Here is a 15,333-nt window from a genome sequence, read left to right on the forward strand (position 1 = left end):
CATGAAGGTTTTTACAACGGACAAAATTCGTAATGTGGTTGTTCTGGGGCACAGTGGGGCAGGCAAAACCAGTCTGGTGTCCGCGATGAATGGTATTGCAACCGCATCCAAGCAACGCATGACAGAACCGGTGGCAACAACGCAGATGCTTGTGCAGCCGATTTTGTGGGACGATCACAAGATCAACATTCTGGATGTGCCGGGAGCATTCGATTTCGTGGGGGAGATTGAAGAAGCCGTAGGCGTTGCAGATGCTGCCATCATCGTTATTTCCGGTAAGAATGGTGTGGAGAACGGAACGCGCAAGGCATGGGCTATGTGCGAAAAATACCATTTACCGCGTATCGTTTATGTAAGCGACATGGATATTGATGATGTCTCTTTTAAAAATGTTGTACTGGGTTTACAGGAATTGTATGGCAAGTGTATTGCACCTTTTCATTTTCCGCTGCGTGAAAATGAGGAATTTGTGGGTTATGTCAATGTGATCCAAGAGCGGGCAAAGCGTTGGCAATCCGATGGAACGGTTGTAAAGTCAGAAGTGCCGGAATATTCTATGGAAAATCTCTCTATCTATCGGGAAGCCCTGATGGAGGCGGTAGCAGAGACCAGTGAAGAATTTCTGGACCGCTATTTTGCAGGCGAGACTTTCTCGGAGAACGAGATCCGACAGGCACTCCGCGTCAATGTATCCGAGGGAACGATCGTACCGGTCATGATGGGCTCCAATACCATGGAAAGAGGTATGTATACACTATTGGCAGACATCATCAAATATCTGCCGTCACCGGATCAGCGCAGTGCAACCGGTATGAATGTTCTGACCCAGGAACTTTTCGAGGCAAATTATAATTTTGCTAAGGCAAAGACAGCCTATGTATTTAAGACTATCATGGATCCTTTTATTGGAAAGTATTCCCTCTTTAAGGTCATGTCCGGTGTTATCAAGTCAGACGATAACCTATACGACCCAGTCAAAGGACAGGAGATCCGCATCAGTAAGTTGTATGTCATGAAGGGAAGCAAGGCAGAAGAAGTAGAGGAACTGCACGCGGGCGATGTGGGTGCCCTCAGCAAGGTGTCGGGCTTGCAGACCTCCACGACACTTTCGACCAAGGCAACGCCGGTTCTTTATCCGGCGACCGCAATTTCCACGCCATATTGTGCAATGCGCTATTTTGCGGCCGATGCCAAGGAGGATGACAAACTGACGCAGTCGCTTTTAAAACTGGCAGAAGAAGACAGGACACTTCGGGTGGAAAATGACAGTGAAAACCGTCAGACGCTTGTATATGGCATCAGTGAACAACATTTGCAGGCGGTCGCAGACCGACTAAGAGCCAAATATAATGTCGAGATGCAATTAGAAGCACCGAAAGTAGCATACCGTGAGACTATCCGGGGCAGTGCGGATGTCGAATACAAGCACAAGAAGCAATCCGGTGGACATGGACAGTACGGGCATGTCAAAATTAAAGTATCTCCGTCAGGAAATCTGACCAGCGCATATGAATTTGAAGAGACTGTTGTCGGCGGAGCCGTACCGAAGAATTTCTTTCCGGCAGTGGAAAAGGGTATTGCCGAGGGAACGCAGGCAGGACCGCTCGCAGGATATCCGGTGGTCGGCATCCATGTCAATCTTTACGACGGCTCATCTCATTCGGTGGATTCGTCAGAGGCAGCCTTTAAGACAGCAGCCACCATGGCTTTAAAGGATGCCCTCATGAAAGCCGATCCTGTCCTTTTGGAGCCAATCGCATCGCTTCAGGTGCGTGTACCGGAGGATAAAGTTGGTGATGTTATGGGAGAACTCAGCAAGCGCCGTGCCAGGATCATGGGCATGAATCCGGAGCAGGAGAATGGCAGGCAAAGGATTGAGGCAGAGATTCCCTATGCAACACTCTATGGTATCGGGACAACACTTCACTCTATTACAGGAGGGGAGGCAGAGTATTCCTACGAATTCCTGAAATATGAAGTTGAAAATAAGGGATAACTTAAGAAAGTCTTAAAGACTTCCCTACTTGGAAATTAAATGATGAACCGCTACAATATGTATATGATTAATCAATACATGTTGTGGCGGTTTTTGTGTGTCGGATGCATAATTTTGCAAGGCATCAGATATCATCTTAAAAAACACAACAAAATTCTCTGGAGGATAAAATGGTAAACGTACTGGTTTGTGATGATGAAAAAGATATTGTTTCTGCACTGCGGATTTATCTGGAAAGTGAGGGCTATCAGGTCTATACGGCATATGACGGTTTAGAAGCGCTGGAAGTGCTGGAAACAAAAGAAATACATTTGGTGCTCCTGGATGTGATGATGCCACGGCTGGATGGGATCCAGACCATGGCAAAGATTCGCGAGACATCTAATGTTCCGATCATACTTTTGACAGCAAAGAGTGAGGATACGGATAAGGTTTTAGGACTCAATGTCGGCGCAGATGATTATGTGACAAAACCTTTCAATCCGGTAGAATTGCAGGCAAGGGTCAAATCACAGTTGCGCCGCTACATGCAACTGGGGGGAAACCATGCAAGCGCTTCCGGTGATGATGGCATCATCGCGATCGGTCCGATCGTATTAAATGATCGGGCTAAAGAAGTGACGTTAGATGGAGAACTGGTCAATCTGACAAGGACAGAATATGATATCCTGCATCTTTTGATGGAAAACCCGGGAAAAGTATTTTCCCCGGCACAAATTTATGAACAGGTCTGGAAGGAAGATGCCTTTGGCACAGAAAATACCGTTGCTGTTCACATTCGTCATCTGCGTGAAAAACTGGAGTATGATCCGGCAGAACCAAGGTATGTTAAGGTTGTGTGGGGAAGAGGGTACAAGGTTGAAGACAAATAGAGCCCGTCCGTACAAACTGCCACGATGAAATAAAACAGGAAGAAATGTGAGGAATTTGATATGAAAAAAAATTGGAAAGGACAAACGGCGTATAAGGCTTTTGCGCTTTTGATTGCTTGTATAACCGGAATAACTACACTGCTTGCCGCTATCATGATGATCTTCAGTATCGGTTTACGTGCCGAATATGGGAATCAAAATGATACGATCGCAGAACTCATGCAGGAACATATGGTTTCCAACTATGCAGCCTATTTGAAGGAGAGTGCAACCGAAGAGGGCGGCTCCTGGGATGCTTTGGATGGCTCTTTGCTGACCTACGCAGTAGAGCAGATTGATTTTCAGGTAACAGGAGATGGCGACAAACTCAATGTTGTGCGGAACAATAATTTTGTCTATGGATCTCCTTATCTGATCCAGTGGCTGCAGGATAAAAACCATCGGGAAATGGATGGCGTGTATGAAAATGTATTTTTCAATAAAAATGAATACCATTATAACACGGATACCTGGTTGGGAGCCATGCAGACCAATGTCTATGGGTATGTTGGAAATGATGAAGTCTATCTGGATGAAAGCAAAAATGGAGATCGGTTGGAGTATTATGATTATGACGTAGACAGTGAAGATGCAGATAATATAGGAGAAAATCTGACAGATGAAGACAATATGTCGGATGATGTCGAAAATGAAGGGAATAATGCAGGAGACCTTCTTGCAGGAGAACTGCCGCCGGAAGGAACGTATACTTTCTACCGTATTTATATGATTCCAAATCTGGAAGATGTATTTTGGGAGGCAAATGATACAGCGCAATTGACGGATGAACAGCAGGATGTAGTCAAAGAGAATTACCGCGATGCGGCAATCACCATTATGGGATCTTTTTCTTATGGGAAAAGCGCTTTGGATTCAGGCAATTTCTTTGAAGTCATCAATCGTCTGCAAAAATATGAAGATGATCTGGTCTTTGCCAATGGCATGAGTGATTATCTGTGGATTCCGTATATACTTACTGCCATACTGACTATGTTGCAGAAGGTTTATCTGCCGCTCCTTCTGGTATCGTTGCTCTTGTTTATCGTTTCCTTTGTTTTTCTGATGACCATGTCCGGACATCGCAAGGAAGATGATGCGATTTACCTACGATGGGCGGATCGCGTACCTTATGGTATTTACGGCATTGTAGTTGCAACAGGTGTATGCTTAGGCGTGATAGGGAATATAGGATTGTGGATGGCCTATTATAGTGGGGTTCTGGCATTGGCAGAGTTCGTTACTTTGTCCATTGTGCTTGCAATCCTTTGGACATTGCTTGCACTGGCATTTTGCATGAGTACGGCAACGCGTATCAAGTCAGGTCAATTCTGGAAACATACACTTTGGCATTATATTGCAGCCTTTTTTAGAAAATGGCTGATCGATCCTATCAGACGGCTGCATCGTGCAATACATGAAAATACAAAACTAAGCACGCGTTTAGGCCTGGGGCTTGCCATTTTAGCCTTGGTGGAACTGATGGCCTTACTGGCAACCGGTATTTATGGCGCAGGCGTTTTCCTTTTCTTTTTATATAAGATAGCCGAGACAGCCTTGATCTTCTATCTGGTCTTGATGGCAAAGAAATTAAAAGATGGTGGAAAGCGTGTCGCCAGTGGCAATTATAATGAGCCGATCGATACCACACATATGATTGCTCCTATGAGAGAACACGGCGAAGATATCAACCATGTGGGCGAGGGAATTGCGATTGCAGTGGCAGAACAGATGAAGAGTGAACGCTTCAAGACAGAACTCATCACGAATGTGTCGCATGATATCAAAACACCGCTGACCTCTATTATCAACTATGTAGATCTGATCAAAAAGGAGGGTATTTCTGAGGAAAAAGTAAGAGAGTATGTCGAGGTCTTGGATCGCCAGTCAGCTCGTTTGAAAAAACTTATTGAAGATCTCTTAGAAGCATCCAAGGCATCCACCGGTAATGTAGAGATGCATATGGAAGCCTGTGATGCCGCTGTGATGATCTCGCAGGTGGTCGGAGAGTATCAGGATAAACTGCAAGCACAGGATATTGAGATTGTGGTAAATGAAGCAAAGAATCCTGCCAACATCATGGCAGACGGCAGACATCTGTGGCGGGTATTTGATAATATCATGAGCAATATTTGCAAATATACACAGGACCATACCAGAGTCTATGTCAATGTGGAAGATGCAGGTGACCAGGTGCGCATGATCTTTAAGAATATTTCCAAGTATCCGCTCAACATCAGCAGTGACGAGTTGATGGAACGTTTTGTCAGAGGTGATGCATCGAGAAATACCGAAGGTCACGGCTTGGGACTTTCCATCGCATCCAGCCTGACCGCACTCATGGACGGACAACTGACCATCGATATTGACGGTGATCTCTTTAAAATCACGGTTGCGATGAAGAAGCAGGCTTAGAAAGGCTCTGCACATATGCGGATGGGGGCAGCCCGGTGCGCTTCTTAAAGACAGAAGAAAAATAAGACGGCGTGGAAAAATGTAATTTGGCACTCAGATCAGTCAGGGAAATGTTGTTATAGGTCAACATTTCCTTGGCTTTTTCTATGCGCAGATCTGTCATGTAATCGCCGATGGACTGCCCGGTCTGTTTTTTAAACTGGGAGGACAGGTAATAGGTGGAATAGCCTAGGGCTTCTGCCAGATCCTCCAGAGTGATCTTTTCATAGATGTTGCGGTGGATCAGTGCGATGCAGTCATTGACAAAAGGAGAGTATTCCTTTCCCTGTAACTGGATCTCATGCACGCGGTGGATAAAGGTATCATAGGCAAGAAAATGGATATCCATGATATTGTTGAGGTCTGTGCAGTCAGGGGATTCGATCTGCTGGATATAGTAGTCACTGAGAGAGTAGGCTTCGTCCGGATCCATACCGCCACGGATGGCGGCGCGGGTAATGAGTGCCACAAAGACAATGATCGCATCCTTTTCCTGTCTGACGATATCGCCCGGGCTCATAAGTCCTACCAGGTAGTTGTCTGCAGATAATTCCGTATTTTGCAGTTCGTCCTGATAATGGATGTTGCCGGTCTCGACATGTTTTAGCATAGCACATTCCATGGCATAACTACTGTGTTCGGTGATGGTAATATCGTGTGCTGTGCTGCCATTTTTCTTGGTTGGAGCCAAGGTATTTTTGGAACTGAGTGGATTGAGGGTGGGAAAAGAGGTGGTGGTCAGATTTCCCGGTGTTTTTCCATAAAGAGTGTAGTAGAGCATGCGCACGCTCTGCAAAAAGAGGCTATAGGGAATGACCGGAATCTCCTTCTGCACTTCCATCATGCGGTGCTGAGAGGATATGGACATATGCCAGTCGTCCAGCAGGCGCTTGAAATTGATCTCCGATACGGAGGAGTTTAAAAAGGGACCTAAGACGTAGAAAGAGTCTAAATTGTCATCTACAATATAAGGCTGGATCGCCCAGGTCAGGCAGAGGCGGTCCGGGTAGAGGATGGGCATGGTGGAGTTGGAAGCATAGGTCTTTAAGGCATTATCCTTGGAGTCAAAAAAGAAGTTGCGGACTTCGTTGATCCAGGGACAGTTGGTATCCAGGAGTTCCCAATCCTTTGTATAGTGCCAGAAGCAGATATTATTTACTGCATATAAAGAGTCGAATAAATAAGTAAGTTTTTGTGTCTGATACATGCTAAGTCCTTTCTTTCTCATCTTGTATTATCCATATCCTAGCACGCTTTTGTTAAATTTTCTATAATGTTTAATGAAATATTGTTAGAAATATCGAAATTTTAACAGGGTAAAACACAAGGAATTGGTATGATAAATACAAGAAATGGTCATGTGAAAGCACATGATCTTACAAGGAGGGTATTACTTATGAAGAAAAAAGCAAATTGGCTGGATCCGAGTACAACAGCCGAAAATGAAGTCCTGCCGGGCTATCTGAAGTGGGCATGGACATCCAGAGGACTGTCTCTGGCACTCAATGTTATCTTGATCATGCAACTGACCTATTATTGTACCGACATGCTGGGCATGGGGGCAACACTGGTCGGAACCTTGCTTCTGGCATCCAAGATCTTTGACGGTGTGACAGATTTGTTTGTTGGTTTTATCATCGATGCGACGCATACCAAATGGGGCAAGGCAAGACCGTATGAGATCTTTATCGTCTTTGTATGGGGACTCACCGTACTTCTTTTCTCTGCACCGGAGATGAGTACGACCGGAAAAGCAATCTTTGTATTTGTACTTTATACACTGATCAATTCCGTCTGCGCTACTTTCTTAAATGGTGGCGATGCCGTATATCTGGCAAGAAGTATTCGAAGCGAGAAGAATCGTGTATCCGTTATGTCCTTTAATGGTGGTATCATCATGCTGTTTTCTATCGTAATCAGCATGCTTTTGCCACAGTTGATCGCAGGCATGGGATCTACCAAGGAAGGCTGGACGACCATGGCACTGATCTTTGCCATTCCATGTGCTATTATCGGTATGTTCCGTTTCATCTTTGTCAAGGAAGTGGTAGATGACAATCAGCCATCCGACCAGCAGAAAGAGGAGGTACAGAAGATCCCGCTCAAGCAGAGTTTAAAGTGTGTATTCTCTAACAAATACATCTTTATTCTGGCTGGTATGACCTTAGTCGTACAGTTGGCAACCAATATCGGTACAGCCGTAAATACATATTATTTCAAGTACATCATGGGTAATATCGGTCTGGCAACACTGGTTTCTATCGGTAGTATGCTGACACCGGTCATCATGCTGATCTTCCCGGTACTTTCCAGAAAGTTCGGAACCGTTCCGATCCTGCGTGCAGGTGCTGTTTTAGGCGTTGTTGGTTATGGCATCCGTATTCTTGGTGGAACCAATCTGGTTACTCTGACACTTGGTTCTGTTATTGGTGGTGTTGCGATTTTACCGGTTACCATGATGATCTCTATTTATCTGATCGATACCATGGACTATGGCGAGTGGAAGACCGGAACCAGAGTAGAAGGTATGCTTGCTTCTGTCAACTCTTTTGCTTCTAAGTTGGGAAGTGGTATCGCATCTGGCCTGGTAGGACTGATTATGGGACTTGCCGGATATGATGGAAGTCTTGCAACCCAGTCAGCATCCGCTCTGACCTCTATCCAGGTACTCTTTAACTATGTACCTATGGTTCTGATGGTTGTACTTTTGATCCTTGGTATTGCATACAAGTTGGATAAAGAACTTCCACAGATCAAGGCTGACCTTGCAAAAAAGCATGAGGCACAGTAAGAAGAAAGCGAATAATTAAAAAAAACGTAAAAATTTAATAAGTCAAAAGTGCAATGTCTGTTAGAATGCGTGTAACAAATAGCAGAGACTGTACTTTTTGAAATATAAAAAGCGCAGAGATAGGAGAGGTTTATGTCATTTACAGCAAAGATGTTTCGCATGGTATCCGGAAAGGCAGATGCCAAGCGTGACGCAAACTTAGTCGTACCGGAGGATGTAACCGCAGTCTATGATATCAATTACGCCGGGAATGCGGATGCTTATAACTTACTGGATGTGTATTATCCAAAGGACACCGATCATCTTTTGCCGGTCATCGTCAGCATCCATGGGGGCGGCTATGTCTATGGAACCAAAGAAATCTACAAATATTACGGTATGTATTTAGCCCAGCAGGGATTTACTTTTGTCAATTTCAATTACCATCTGGCACCGGAAGCCAAATTTCCGACCCAGTTGACGGAAACGAATATGGTGATGGAGTGGATGTGCGATCATGCTGATGAGTATCATCTGGATCTAAATAATGTCATTTTGGTGGGCGATTCTGCCGGATCCCAGATGACAAGCCAGTACGCAGCCATCGCGACCAATGCAGATTACGCAAAATTATTCCCCTTTACGGTGCCGGAGGAAATCAAGATACGTGCCCTTGGTCTGAATTGTGGTATGTACACCCTGACCATTCTGGGTAAGGATGGCAAGGTCAACAAGATGAACAAGGAATTATATGGCGATTATCTGGGCAAAGATTTTGATTTTTCCAATGAAAAAATAGATGTGCTGGGGCATATCACCGCCGATTATCCGCCGACTTATGTCATGACATCCTATTATGACTTTTTGAAGGAAAACGCCCAGCCTATGTATGAATTTTTAAAAGGCAAGGGCATCCCTTGTGCATGGAAATGCTATGGTTCAGAGGATAAAAAATATATGGCGCATGTCTGCCATGTCAATATGAATCTGGAAGAGGCAAAAGAGATCAATCAGGATGAATGTGCATTCTTCCGAAAATATCTGGTGTAGAAAATTCAGACTGCAAGCAGCCTTGTATGAGAATAAAAGAAAAGGAGACAAGAAGATGGTACATATTACAGATGCAAGTATGCAGAAATTTGAAAAAGAGCATATCGCAAAGGTGCGCGAGGTTGCACCGGAATGTGCGATACTCTTAAAGAGCAATGGAGATTTTCCTTTGGATGCAGCAGGCAAGATCGCGCTCTTTGGCAGTGGCGCCAGAAGGACGATCAAGGGCGGAACCGGATCCGGGGATGTCAATGTCAGAGCCTATACGACCGTAGAGCAGGGATTGGAGAATGCTGGCTTTGAGGTGGTGAGCAAGGCTTGGCTGGATGCTTACGAAGAACATATGACAAAGACAAGAAAAGAATGGATCACCGCCATGAAGGCAGAGGCGGCAGCCGCAGGCATCAATGGTATTATGTATTGCATGGGAAAGGTCATGCCGGAAACTGCCTATGAATTTTCATTGGAAAGCGACGCGGACATCGCCATCTATGTACTGGCAAGAAATTCGGGTGAAGGCGCTGACCGTACCATGGTAGCGGGCGATATCAATCTGACCGAGACCGAGATCCGCGATATTCTGGCATTACAGAAGCAGTATGACAAGTTCCTTTTGGTATTAAATGTTGGTGGCATGGTAGATCTGACACCGGTAAATACCGTAGAAAATATCCTGCTCTTAGGACAGTTGGGAACACCGACCGGCGATGTTTTGGCAGACCTTGTCCTTGGCAAGTCTTACCCATCCGGTAAACTGGCTATGACCTGGGCGCCGATCGCAGAATATCCATCAACCGAGGGCTTTGGCGATCCGGATGATACCTACTATCGTGAGGGTATCTATGTGGGCTATCGTTATTTTGATACTGTCGGAAAAGAAGTGACCTATCCGTTTGGTTACGGACTTTCTTACACGACATTTGCTGTTGAGACAAAGGATATTGTCGCAGATGAAAAGCAAGTCACAGTCACAGCCCAGGTGATAAATACAGGAAAATGCGCAGGCAAAGAAGTGGTACAGGTCTATGCCAGCCTGCCGGAAGGAGACCTTGACCAGCCTTATCAGAAACTGGTCGGCTATGCCAAGACCAAGGAAGTGGCAGCCGGAGAGAGCACAGAAGTTTCTGTCACTTTTGCAACCCAGATCCTTGCTTCCTTTAGTGAGAAGGACAGCGCCTATATCATGGAGGCAGGTGAATATGTCATCCGTCTGGGAAGTCATTCCAGAGATACCATGGTAGCAGGCATCCTGACCTTAGATGACAAGGCAGTCCTGAAAAAGACCAAGCACATCTGTGAAGGCTGGGGCTTTGATGATCTTGTGCCGGAAAAAGTTGCTTTCAACCCAGATGGCGAGGAAGAACAGAAAGAGGCTGTAAAACATATTGCATTATCCGCAGCCAAGTTTGAGACCGTGACTTATACTTACCCGGAAGTGGCAGCGGAGATCCCGGAGGGACAGACTTTTGATTTTGCAGAAGTGCTTTCCGGTAAAAAGACTTTGGAGGAATTTGTCGCAGGACTTTCGGATAAGCAACTGGCTTATCTTGCCATTGGCAATTATAAGGATGTACCGGAAGGCGCGGGGGTAGAATCAGTCATCGGTGCAGCAGGATCCCATGTGGCAGGTGCCGCAGGCGAATCTACCAGCCGTCTGGAAGATCTTGGCGTTGGCGGACTTTACATGGCGGATGGTCCGGCAGGACTGCGTCTTGCTACTTCCTACAAGATCGTGGATGGCGAAGTCAAGGGCAATGCCAATGCTTTTGCCAACTTTATGGAATTTATGGGCGAGGAAGAACTCGAGATGATGGCGTCTATGGTACCAAAGCCATCGGAAGCGGAACTTGCAGCACCGGAAAACTACCAGTACTGTATCGCAATCCCGATCGGCACGGCTTTGGCACAGGCTTGGAATGATGATGTCGCGGAGATCTGTGGCGATATGGTCGGACAGGAAATGGAAATGTTCGGTGTGCATCTGTGGCTGGCACCGGCACAGAATATCCAGCGTTCCCCGCTTTGCGGACGAAACTTTGAGTACTATTCTGAGGAACCGATCGTCAGCGGACGTACCTCAGCTGCCGTGACGCGCGGTGTGCAGAAGCATCCGGGCTGCGGGGTTACCATCAAGCATTTTGCATGCAACAATCAGGAGACCAACCGCTTCTTATCCAACTCTGTTGTCAGTGAACGTGCCCTGCGTGAGATCTATCTCAAGGGATTTGAGATCTGCGTCAGAAGTGCAAAGCCGGAGGCTATCATGTCATCCTATAACCTGGTAAATGGCGAGCATACCTGCAACAGCAAGGATATCCAGACCCACGTACTTAGGAATGAATGGGGACATGAGGGCATTGTCATGACAGACTGGTTTGTGACCGGTGGAATGGGCAATGGTGCAGAACACCGTGATAACAAGTATGAGACAGGATCTGCCGCAGGCTGTGTCAAGGCTGGCAACAATATCACCATGCCGGGCGGATCGAGTGATCTTGCGGACATTCTGGACGCATTGACCAATAAGGAGCATGCATATGCCCTGACCAAGGCAGAATTGCAACAGAATGCCATGACAGTCTTAAAGGAAGTCATCAAATTGAGAAAATAAACAGAAAAAATAAATTCATACGACGGATACGTTTGGAAACCCAGACGTATCCGTTTTTTTATACACTAGATGCTCTACTGACATAAAACATATACACTAAGCATAGAGATAAAAGAAAATATGCAAAAAGTACAAAGACTTATGCAAATTTACTGTATTTATGTATATAAATTACAGTGGAAATACCATACACTAAGCGTTTTGACGATAAAAACAGGTCATGGTAGATTTCTTATTGTATAAAGTGTATAGTTCTTCTTGTATATACAGTAACAAAACCGGCAGAGGAGATCCGCTTATGAAATCAAACAAAGAAAAGATCTATGACTTTATTCAGATGCATGATACGGCAGAAAAAGAGGGAGGTGTGTCAACGACATATATCGCACAGGCGCTATCTTTACAGCGAACCAATGTCAGCAGTCTTTTGAATGCTCTCGTGGAAGAGGGAAGGATACATAAATCCAATGGCAGACCAGTTCTTTATTCCATTGCCGGTGTCAGCCGGGGGGATGAGGAAGAATGTTTTTGCAAGATGACAGGATGGCAGGGCAGTTTACAGCATCCGATCCAGTTAGCCAAAGCAGCAGTCTTATATCCGGGCAGAAGCCTGAATATCCTGATCGTGGGAGAAAAGGGAACCGGAAAGAAAGAGTTCGCACACCTTATCTACGAATATTGTCTGGTAAAACAAATTTTTTCAGCGGAGAGTCCTTTCTTACAGATGAATTGCAGGGACTATCAGGGCAGTGCCAAAGATGCCAGGGAAAAACTCATGGGCGAGCGGCAGAGTGGCATGTTAAAGGATGCGGAGAGCGGTATCTTATACATGGATAATGTGCAGTATCTGGACGGTGGACTCTTGCGGGAGATCGCCTCCTACAGCGGAAAGCCCGGAAGGAAAGGGCTTTTGATCGCCAGTTGCACACCGGACGCACAGCCGGCACAGGAGGAGTTTCAGAGTGAATTTCCAATCGTTATTACAATGCCGAGGATCACAGAACGACCGATCGAAGAACGTATGGAAATGATCCAGACACTTTTTTCGACCGAAGCCTCGCGGGTAGGCAGGGAACTGGTCGTAAAGGAAGAATTGATGCGCTGCCTGCTCTTATATGAATGTCCTGAAAATTTTCAACAGTTGAAGCGGGATATCAAGATCGGTTGTGCCAATGCTTATGTGAGGGAACTGGCAAATGACCGGAGGATCACCCTCTATGTCAGCGATTTTGAACCGACCATACGTCAGGGCATGTCCCGTTTCGGACAGATGAGGGAGGAGATCGAAAGACTGATCCCGGAAAACAGCACCTTTACCTTTGACGGCAGTCGGATGCGTGTCAGTGAGACAGAGACCAAAAATATTTACAAGGAATTGCGGCAAAAGGCAAAGCAACTGGAGTCGGAGGGCATTGAGGGTGAGGATATTAAGATGCTGCTCAGCACCGAAGTGGAAAGAGCCTTTGGCAAATATCAGCAAAAACTGATCCATGAAGTCCGCAGCCGGAAAGAATTGGAACTCATTGTAGATGAGGAACTGATCGACATGGTGGAGGGATTTCTGGCAAAAGTGGAGAACGCAAGGAACAAAAAGATTGACGATGCCGTATTTTTTGGACTTTGTGTGCATATGAAAAATGTAGTGAATGGTACAAAGACGACAGAATCCATGGATCGGCTGGAAATATCTGAGGTCGTTACCAGATACAAGCAGGAATATATGCTAAGCCTTGCCTTTGCGGAGGAGATACAGGAAGTCTATGGCAGACAACTGACCATAGACGAGGTCATTTTGATCACCATGTTTTTGTGCTACGAACCGCCAAAGCAGACGGACAAGGGACAGACGGTTATCCTCTACGCCTTTTATGGCAAGGACATTGCAGCATCCATTGTGCGTACGATCACCGAGATCACAGGATTTAACCATATTTTTTCCTTTGAGGTATCGCACCGTCAAAGCGAGACGCAGATCTATGAGTCTTTGAAAAAATGTATTTTGGAGATTGAGCAAAAACAAGGGGTGTTCATAGTCTATGACAGTGATCTGGTGTCCAAAGTGGCAGAGGAGATCTCTGAGGAGACAGGTATTATGATCCGTCTTTTCCCGGCACCGGTGACGACCCTGGGGATCGAACTGGCGAGAAAGGCAATGATCTCATCCAATCTGGATGCCGTTTATCGGGATGCCATGAAAAGTGTCGGTGATTTTGCCACCAGCCATGAGAAGTATCTCATCACTTTATGTACTACGGGCAAGGGTGGCGCGGAGGAATTAAAGACCTATATTGAGCGCTACGGTCACATGGAGGATGTGCAGATCATTCCTTTATCCATGAGTAATCCCAAGGCTTTGCAGGAGGCATTTCGTGACCTGATGCGGCGTGGAACCATACTTTGTGTGGTAGGAACCTTTGATCCAAAGTTATATTCCATTCCTTTCTGCTCGATCACGGAGGTTTTTACGACACCCAAAGAACGTTTGCCGGAACTTTTGCGAAAGACCGAGTCTAAGGATTATGAGGTCGATCATCAGGAAGTCTTTCATTATCTTGCCGGGCAGTTTAGCCATGTGGAGATAAAAAAGGTAGAGACATCGGTAGAAGCATTTTTACAGGAGGTCGATCAGAAATTAAAACATATGACGCAGGATGCACAGATGGGACTATTGGTTCATACTGCCTGTTGTATTGAGCGTTTGGCATCCGGGGAGACTTCACCCGAAAATCCAAAGCGCAAGGCAATCCTGCATCAATATCACAAAGAATTTCAGCAGCTGCTTCGGATGCTAAGACCGATGGAAAAAGCCTTTCACATTATCTTTAGCGACGACGAGGTGGCAAATATGCTGATGATCATATATCAGATATAAAACAAAGGAGGTTACTATGAGCGAAGAATTACAGGAAGCATTGGAAGAGATTTCCATGTTGATCATTGCTAATTCCGGAGCAGCCAGATCGGCGGCATTTGAAGCCTTACAGGCTGCCAAAAAGAAGGATTTTGCACAGGCGGATCAACTGATGGAAAGCGCGGAAAAGAGTTTACAGACAGCCCATGAGGCGCACCGGAAACTCTTGCAGATGGATGCAAAAGGTCAAGTGGACAGCGTCAGCATTCTGCTTTGCCATGCACAGGATCATCTGATGGGAAGCGCATTAGCGGGGGATCTCATCAAGGAAATGATCCTTTTATACAAGGAAAAATAAGGAGGGGCATATGGAAAGGAAAGTGTTATTGATATGCGCTGGGGGCATGTCAACCGGGATTCTGATGAAGAAAATGGAAAAGTATGCAGAGGACAAAGGCATTGAACTCAAGATCGACGCAGTGGGGATGTCCGCATACGAAGATTCCTACAAAAATTATGATGTGATCCTTTTAGGACCGCAGGTGTCTTACAAAAAGGAGGAGATCGCACAGGTAACGCAGATGCCGATCGCCGTGATCGCAGCCTATGATTACGCTATCGGTAATGTAGACAACATCATGAAACAAGTGGATGAGATCTATCCACAGTAACATCCGGTAAGGGTTTTTAGGG

10 protein-coding genes are annotated in these 15,333 nt (G+C 45.7%); 9 read left to right on the top strand and 1 reads right to left on the bottom strand.

Going from position 1 to position 15,333, the window contains the following annotated elements; all coding sequences use genetic code 11:
• The first annotated feature begins 1 nt into the window (after position 1).
• The 3 genes from H8R94_RS09415 (at position 2) to H8R94_RS09425 (ending at position 5,319) form a co-directional block, all read left to right on the top strand.
• A complete protein-coding gene (locus tag H8R94_RS09415; protein ID WP_186854502.1) occupies positions 2–1,996 on the top strand; it encodes an elongation factor G in 1,995 nt (664 codons plus the stop codon).
• Positions 1,997–2,166: 170 nt separating this feature from the next.
• A complete protein-coding gene (locus H8R94_RS09420) occupies positions 2,167–2,868 on the top strand; it encodes a response regulator transcription factor (RefSeq protein WP_186854503.1) in 702 nt (233 codons plus the stop codon).
• Between the two features lie 60 nt (positions 2,869–2,928).
• Positions 2,929–5,319, top strand: a complete 2,391-nt coding sequence (locus H8R94_RS09425; protein WP_186854504.1) for a sensor histidine kinase — start codon at positions 2,929–2,931, stop codon at positions 5,317–5,319.
• Here the strand turns inward: H8R94_RS09425 and H8R94_RS09430 are convergent.
• On the bottom strand, positions 5,291–6,586 hold the full coding sequence (locus tag H8R94_RS09430) for a helix-turn-helix domain-containing protein (protein ID WP_186854505.1): 1,296 nt from the start codon (positions 6,584–6,586) through the stop codon (positions 5,291–5,293). The two genes, H8R94_RS09425 and H8R94_RS09430, sit on opposite strands and share 29 nt — an antisense overlap.
• Positions 6,587–6,754: 168 nt before the next feature.
• Between H8R94_RS09430 and H8R94_RS09435 the strand changes: the two genes are divergently transcribed.
• The 6 genes from H8R94_RS09435 (at position 6,755) to H8R94_RS09460 (ending at position 15,311) form a co-directional block, all read left to right on the top strand.
• Positions 6,755–8,149: an MFS transporter gene (locus tag H8R94_RS09435; RefSeq protein ID WP_186854506.1), complete on the top strand. Its 1,395-nt coding sequence runs from the start codon at positions 6,755–6,757 to the stop codon at positions 8,147–8,149.
• 132 nt (positions 8,150–8,281) lie between these two features.
• Positions 8,282–9,178 carry an alpha/beta hydrolase gene (locus H8R94_RS09440; RefSeq protein ID WP_118281713.1) on the top strand — a complete coding sequence of 299 codons (897 nt, stop codon included), beginning with the start codon at positions 8,282–8,284 and terminating at the stop codon, positions 9,176–9,178.
• Between the two features lie 55 nt (positions 9,179–9,233).
• On the top strand, positions 9,234–11,789 hold the full coding sequence (locus tag H8R94_RS09445) for a glycoside hydrolase family 3 C-terminal domain-containing protein (RefSeq protein WP_207722477.1): 2,556 nt from the start codon (positions 9,234–9,236) through the stop codon (positions 11,787–11,789).
• 298 nt (positions 11,790–12,087) lie between these two features.
• Entirely contained in the window at positions 12,088–14,661 is a 2,574-nt protein-coding gene (locus H8R94_RS09450; RefSeq protein WP_186854507.1) for a PRD domain-containing protein, read from the top strand.
• A gap of 16 nt (positions 14,662–14,677) precedes the next feature.
• Positions 14,678–14,998 (top strand): PTS lactose/cellobiose transporter subunit IIA, encoded by a 321-nt coding sequence (locus tag H8R94_RS09455; RefSeq protein ID WP_118281715.1) that lies wholly within the window; start codon positions 14,678–14,680, stop codon positions 14,996–14,998.
• A gap of 10 nt (positions 14,999–15,008) precedes the next feature.
• On the top strand, positions 15,009–15,311 hold the full coding sequence (locus H8R94_RS09460; RefSeq protein ID WP_118281716.1) for a PTS sugar transporter subunit IIB: 303 nt from the start codon (positions 15,009–15,011) through the stop codon (positions 15,309–15,311).
• Positions 15,312–15,333 lie beyond the last annotated feature (22 nt).

Origin of the sequence: Roseburia lenta (genome assembly GCF_014287435.1) — a bacterium.
In the GTDB taxonomy this organism is placed as follows: domain Bacteria; phylum Bacillota; class Clostridia; order Lachnospirales; family Lachnospiraceae; genus Pararoseburia; species Pararoseburia lenta.

Excerpts from the sequence above, each read along its gene's own strand:
- H8R94_RS09415 (WP_186854502.1), top strand. The coding sequence starts at position 2 with ATGAAGGTTTTTACAACGGACAAAATTCGTAATGTGGTTGTTCTGGGG.
- H8R94_RS09420 (WP_186854503.1), top strand. The coding sequence starts at position 2,167 with ATGGTAAACGTACTGGTTTGTGATGATGAAAAAGATATTGTTTCTGCA.
- H8R94_RS09425 (WP_186854504.1), top strand. The coding sequence starts at position 2,929 with ATGAAAAAAAATTGGAAAGGACAAACGGCGTATAAGGCTTTTGCGCTT.
- H8R94_RS09430 (WP_186854505.1), bottom strand. The coding sequence starts at position 6,586 with ATGAGAAAGAAAGGACTTAGCATGTATCAGACACAAAAACTTACTTAT.
- H8R94_RS09435 (WP_186854506.1), top strand. The coding sequence starts at position 6,755 with ATGAAGAAAAAAGCAAATTGGCTGGATCCGAGTACAACAGCCGAAAAT.
- H8R94_RS09440 (WP_118281713.1), top strand. The coding sequence starts at position 8,282 with ATGTCATTTACAGCAAAGATGTTTCGCATGGTATCCGGAAAGGCAGAT.
- H8R94_RS09445 (WP_207722477.1), top strand. The coding sequence starts at position 9,234 with ATGGTACATATTACAGATGCAAGTATGCAGAAATTTGAAAAAGAGCAT.
- H8R94_RS09450 (WP_186854507.1), top strand. The coding sequence starts at position 12,088 with ATGAAATCAAACAAAGAAAAGATCTATGACTTTATTCAGATGCATGAT.
- H8R94_RS09455 (WP_118281715.1), top strand. The coding sequence starts at position 14,678 with ATGAGCGAAGAATTACAGGAAGCATTGGAAGAGATTTCCATGTTGATC.
- H8R94_RS09460 (WP_118281716.1), top strand. The coding sequence starts at position 15,009 with ATGGAAAGGAAAGTGTTATTGATATGCGCTGGGGGCATGTCAACCGGG.